This window comes from Caballeronia sp. M23-90 (assembly GCF_053574605.1).
On record NZ_JBSIPA010000484.1, the window covers coordinates 1 to 4,846 of the forward strand.

At 59.9% G+C, this 4,846-nt stretch carries 7 protein-coding genes; 5 read left to right on the forward strand and 2 right to left on the reverse strand.

Translation table 11 applies throughout. The features are described from left to right. Positions 1-1,298: GAF domain-containing protein (locus ACRXB1_RS30525; RefSeq protein WP_449494168.1), on the reverse strand; the 1,298-nt coding region annotated here is incomplete at its 3' end. A 114-nt stretch (positions 1,299-1,412) separates the two neighbouring features. Here ACRXB1_RS30525 and ACRXB1_RS30530 point away from each other — a divergent pair. The 4 genes from ACRXB1_RS30530 (at position 1,413) to ACRXB1_RS30545 (ending at position 3,916) form a co-directional block, all read left to right on the forward strand. After that, complete coding sequence (locus tag ACRXB1_RS30530) at positions 1,413-2,042, forward strand: amino acid synthesis family protein (RefSeq protein WP_449494169.1); 630 nt, start codon at positions 1,413-1,415, stop codon at positions 2,040-2,042. Further along, positions 2,042-2,986: a 2-hydroxyacid dehydrogenase gene (locus ACRXB1_RS30535; RefSeq protein WP_449494170.1), complete on the forward strand. Its 945-nt coding sequence runs from the start codon at positions 2,042-2,044 to the stop codon at positions 2,984-2,986. Before ACRXB1_RS30530 ends, ACRXB1_RS30535 begins: the two co-directional genes overlap by 1 nt. Before the next feature lie 31 nt (positions 2,987-3,017). Continuing rightward, positions 3,018-3,485 carry an Lrp/AsnC family transcriptional regulator gene (locus tag ACRXB1_RS30540; protein WP_062000980.1) on the forward strand — a complete coding sequence of 156 codons (468 nt, stop codon included), beginning with the start codon at positions 3,018-3,020 and terminating at the stop codon, positions 3,483-3,485. 83 nt (positions 3,486-3,568) lie between these two features. Further along, positions 3,569-3,916 carry a DUF3293 domain-containing protein gene (locus tag ACRXB1_RS30545; protein WP_375508474.1) on the forward strand — a complete coding sequence of 116 codons (348 nt, stop codon included), beginning with the start codon at positions 3,569-3,571 and terminating at the stop codon, positions 3,914-3,916. Positions 3,917-3,956: 40 nt separating this feature from the next. Here ACRXB1_RS30545 and ACRXB1_RS30550 read toward each other — a convergent pair whose 3' ends face one another. After that, entirely contained in the window at positions 3,957-4,283 is a 327-nt protein-coding gene (locus tag ACRXB1_RS30550; RefSeq protein WP_375508475.1) for a DUF4148 domain-containing protein, read from the reverse strand. Positions 4,284-4,413: 130 nt separating this feature from the next. On the opposite strand from ACRXB1_RS30550, the gene ACRXB1_RS30555 reads away from it, so the two are divergent. Then, the coding region (locus tag ACRXB1_RS30555) for an FCD domain-containing protein (RefSeq protein WP_449494171.1) at positions 4,414-4,846 on the forward strand (433 nt) is incomplete at its 3' end.

Genomic DNA, 4,846 nt, shown 5'->3' on the forward strand with positions numbered 1-4,846 from the left:
TGCGTCACGCGTTCGAGCTCCACGCCCTCCTCGTGCGGCACGAGGCACACGAGCGCGCCGCCCACCGTCACGATATGCACCGCGATATGTTGCTGCGCAGCGAGCAGCGCGACAGCGCGATGTCCATCGACGGAAAGATCCGCCGATGCATTCGTCCGGTCCGGAAAATCGATCACGAGCATACGCATGGGCGCAGCCAGCGAAAGGCCAAGACGGCGTGCGCGGCGCAGCATGTCCTGTTCATCGCGCCATCGGCGTTCGACGATCTCGAAGAACAGTTCGGTGAGCGTACGGGTCTCGAAGCGAAAGCGAATGACGCTGCGCATCAATTGCACGCTCAGCGCGAACTTCGCGCTTTCGATAAGCAACTTCTGCAGGTCGTTCGAACTGGATTGATCGAAGGTGAGCAAAGCGCCGACGGCTTCGTCGTCGACCATCAGGGGTTCGATGCGGGCATCGAGCGAGAGCTTGTCACTCAGGCGCAGCATGATGGTTTCGGCGCGCCGCGTGGTCACGGCATCGCGGACTTCCGCGAGCATCTGGCGGCCCGACGCGCCTTCGAGCAGCGTGGTCCAGGCTGCGTCGTCATGAACGGTGGGCACCGGTGACGCCGACGCAAGCAAGCTGCTCGCGAAAAAATCGAGCACGAGAACCGGCGCGCTGAGCAGGTCGCCGAGCATGGCGGTAAGCGTTTCGATCGAGCCGCCCGCCAGCACTTCCTGCAGCAGCGATCCCTGCGCGCCGAGCACGCGCCGCAATTGTTCGGCTGCAGCCAACTGCGCGCGATGCCGGTGCGCACGCTCGATCGCAATCGCGCCGAGATGCACGATGATCGACATGAACGCGAGGTCATCGGGCGATACATCGACCACTTTGCGCGATGAAACCGCGAGCACCATCGGACGACCTTCCGCATCGACGCTTGCCATTGGATAGATCATCACGGTGCAGTAACCGCGTTCGAGCGCCTCGCGTCTGTAGCCGGGGAATTCGGTGGATTCGCGTGCGTCTCGGATGTAGACCGGCTCGAAGCGCTGTAACGCGACGAGCGCGGGACTGGTCGCGAGTTCCCATCGATCCCCCGATGGACTACGCAGCATGACGTTCGCCTCGAAGCGCGCAGTGACAAGCGCGTAACCGTGCGCCAGGTCCAGCGTCATGATCGAGCCGAGGTCCCATGAACCGTGCCGGCAGGCTGCCTGGATGAGGTCGCGCAGGAGGGTATCGAGGTCGCCGTCGGAGTTGATTTGGCTCGCGACATCACGCAGCGACATGATCCGCGACAATTGATCTGGCATATCACAACGCCCCTTTGTCTCTTTTTAATATACGACAGAACGAAGTGAAAAATAAAAGATTCATCCCACGAAGCGAAGGAAGATTCATGTATTCGAGGCCGTTAGGATGCTCCCATGACGAACCGCTATTCAATGGAGAGCGCAATGGACGTGACGGAAACCGGGCTTCGCAAGATCGCGACTTTTATCGAAGAAACGCATATTGAAGGTGGGCGCGCTGCCGAGCGGCCGATCACTACGGTGGTGGTTGCAGCCATCGTTCGCAATCCCTGGGCGGGGAAAGGATTTGTCGAGGACTTGCGGCCGGAGATCTTGCGGTTGGCGCCGGTGCTTGGGCGCGAGATGACGCGCAGGCTTGTGACCATCATGCCGGCGGAGCGCGTGGAAGCTTATGGCAAGGCAGCTACGGTTGGTGTGAATGGGGAGATCGAGCATGGCTCCGCGCTCATTCATACGCTGCGGTTCGGGAACATGTATCGCGAAGCGGTGAATGGCACGGCGTTCTTGAGTTTCACGAATACCCGGTCAGGGCCAGGGGCGCTGATGTCTGTGCCTATGATTCATAAGTCGGAGACCGGCAAGCGGTCGCACTTCATTACCGCTACTTTTCAGGTTTCCGATGCGCCAGGACCGGATGAGATCTTGATCGCCATCGGAGCCGCGGATGGCGGCCGGGCGCATCCAAGAATCGCTGATCGCTTTCAGGATATGGCGGAGATGGAAGCGGAGAAAGCGGCGGTTTGATGTCTGAGCCCATCGCGCTGATCACGAATATTCGCGCTGATTACGAAGCGAGTTACCTGTCCGCGCTATCGGCTGCGATGCCCGGCGAATCCGTTTCGTTGTTCTGCAATTTGAGCAATGAACAACGCACGGCCGTACGAATTGCGATCGTCGCGAATCCGCATCCAGCCGATGTCGCGGCGCTTCCCGGCCTGGTCTGGGTGCAAAGCCTGTGGGCCGGCGTCGAACAACTCGTCGCAAGCCTTCCCGTCGATGGGCCTCCCATCGTGCGCATGATCGATCCGGAAATGTCGCGGACCATGGCCGAAGCCGTACTCGCCTGGACCTACTATCTGCAGCGCGACATGCCGGCTTACGTACGCCAGCAACGTGAACGGGTCTGGAATCAGATTGCTTATAAAAAGCCGTCTTCGACTACGGTCGGCATACTCGGCCTTGGCTCGCTCGGTGCCGCCGCAGCGTTGCGTTTGAACGAAGCGGGCTTCAACGTCGCAGGATGGAGCCGATCCAAGAAGACACTTGCGAACGTCCACACGTTTTCCGGCAATGATGGCCTCATCGACATGCTGCATCTCAGCGATATCGTCGTGTGCCTCGTGCCGCTGACATCGCAGACACGCGGGTTGCTCGACGCCGAACGCCTCCACGCGATGAAACCCCGCGCCGCCCTGATCAACTTCGCTCGCGGCCCGGTTGTCGTGACGGACGATCTGCTTGCCGCGCTGGACAGCGGTCACCTTTCGCATGCAGTTCTCGACGTCTTCGATACCGAACCGTTGCCACCCGATTCACGGCTCTGGCACCATCCGGGGGTGAGCGTGCTTCCCCACATCTCGGCGCCGACGGATTTCGATACCGCGGCGATGGTCATCGCGGGGAACATCGCGCAGTTCCGGCTAACCGGAAAGGTCCCTGGCAGCGTCGACACCGCACGGGGTTATTGACCAACTGACCGACGAACAGACGGGCCCGGTGATCAAACTAGACCGCTACGACATCGCCATCCTGCGCATCCTCGCGCGCGATGGCCGCATCACGAAATCGCGGCTCGCCGAAGAAGTGAACCTGTCGATATCGCCGGCGTGGGAGCGCGTGCGCAAGCTCGAAGAGAGCGGCGTGATCAAGGGGTATCGTGCGGAACTGGATTGGGTCGGCGCGATCAAGGCAAGCCGGATCGTAGTCGAAGTGACGCTCGCCAAACACACCGCACAGGACATGCGGCGCTTCGAGGAACGCGTGCTTGCCGCGCCCGAAGTTGCGTTGTGTTACGCAACGGGCGGTGGCGTGGACTACATGCTGCATGTGGTATCGCGCGATATCGATCACTATCAGCGGTTCATCGATTCGCTGCTGACAGATGACATCGGGATCGAAAAGTACTTTACGTATATCGTCACGAAGGTCGTGAAAAGCATGCCCGACAGCGTGCCCGACTGGGAGTGAACGTGAACGCGCATTCATCGATCAGCGCCAGTACGATTCGCGCTTACGAAGAAACCGAGTATCGGGTCCTTGGGGATCTGCCGATGACCTTGATCATCGGCGTGCGCAATGCGCAGCTTGCTGATTTGCACCGCGCGCATGACGTGGATTGCAGCGCGTTTATCACCGCGGCGAATCCGTTGAGTGAACAGACTGATGAAGCAGACAACTTGAGCCACCAGGCAAAGCTGGCTGATGATCTAACGCTCGGACACTTCGAATTCATCGATGGCGCTGGACAACATCCATCCAGCGACTGGCCGGGCGAACCGAGCTTTTTGGTACTTGGTATCTCGCTGGATGCAGCAAAAGAACTGGGCGCGCGTTACAAGCAAAACGCAATCGTCTGGTGCGGCGACGACGCTGTGCCTCGACTCATCCTTCTACGGTGAACAAACGGCGCGCACTTGAAGCGAGCCGTCCGTCCATCGATCACGATCCTGCATACAGGTTGCAGAAGCTGACCGGGCCGACACACGTTTCATGGCTCGAACCGCCGACATTGGCAATCCGCGATGAACTCGCGCTCGTTCCCGCAGCTACGCCGCCGTATGCATTGGCGCCATCGTTTTTCTGCGCGACTTCGTTCGAATAGATACGGGCGACATCGGGATACGACGCATTGCTGACGAGGCGCGAACCATCTTGCTCGGCCGTCACCAGTTGTTGTTGAACTTCAGCGCGGGTCAGGCCTTGAGCAAAAGCGCTCGACGACACGAGAACAGCGGCGGACATCACGAACAGGGCAATCTTTTTCATTTTCGACTCCAGAGTGTTTAACGGGTTGGTACTAGGGCGAACCCATTTTTTCCCGGTCTATTCCAGAGAATTTGAAAATAGTTTTTGCGGTGGTTCGTTGGGGAGTTTGAAAGCCCTATTCTTGCAAACCATGCTCGATCCCGTGCGCGAAGTGATCCGCGACGGGTATGTGCTGACCGAGGAACTACCCGGCGCGCCGGAACGTTCCTGGAAGGGGCATCAGAAGATTTTGCGGGCTATCGAAAAGCAGGATGCCAAGGCGGCGCGCGCCGCAATGCATGACCATCTGGAAGTGTTCCGCCAGAATCTGGGGGTGTCGCTGGATGCGGAGTACCAAGGCGTTCGTGGGCAAACTTCGTCAGCCCACCGCCTGGTCGTAGACACCCATGCGTGCGCACTCGTGACACCAGCACCGGGCCACATCCGCCGGCAGCGCCTCCCAGGTATGCCCGAACGCGCATTCCCATTCCAGCGGCGCGCCTGCATCGACATAATCCGCCGATACCAGCTTTCCCCCACGCTCGGCCGCCAGCGCGCGCAGGCGTTCCAGACGCTGCGCGCGA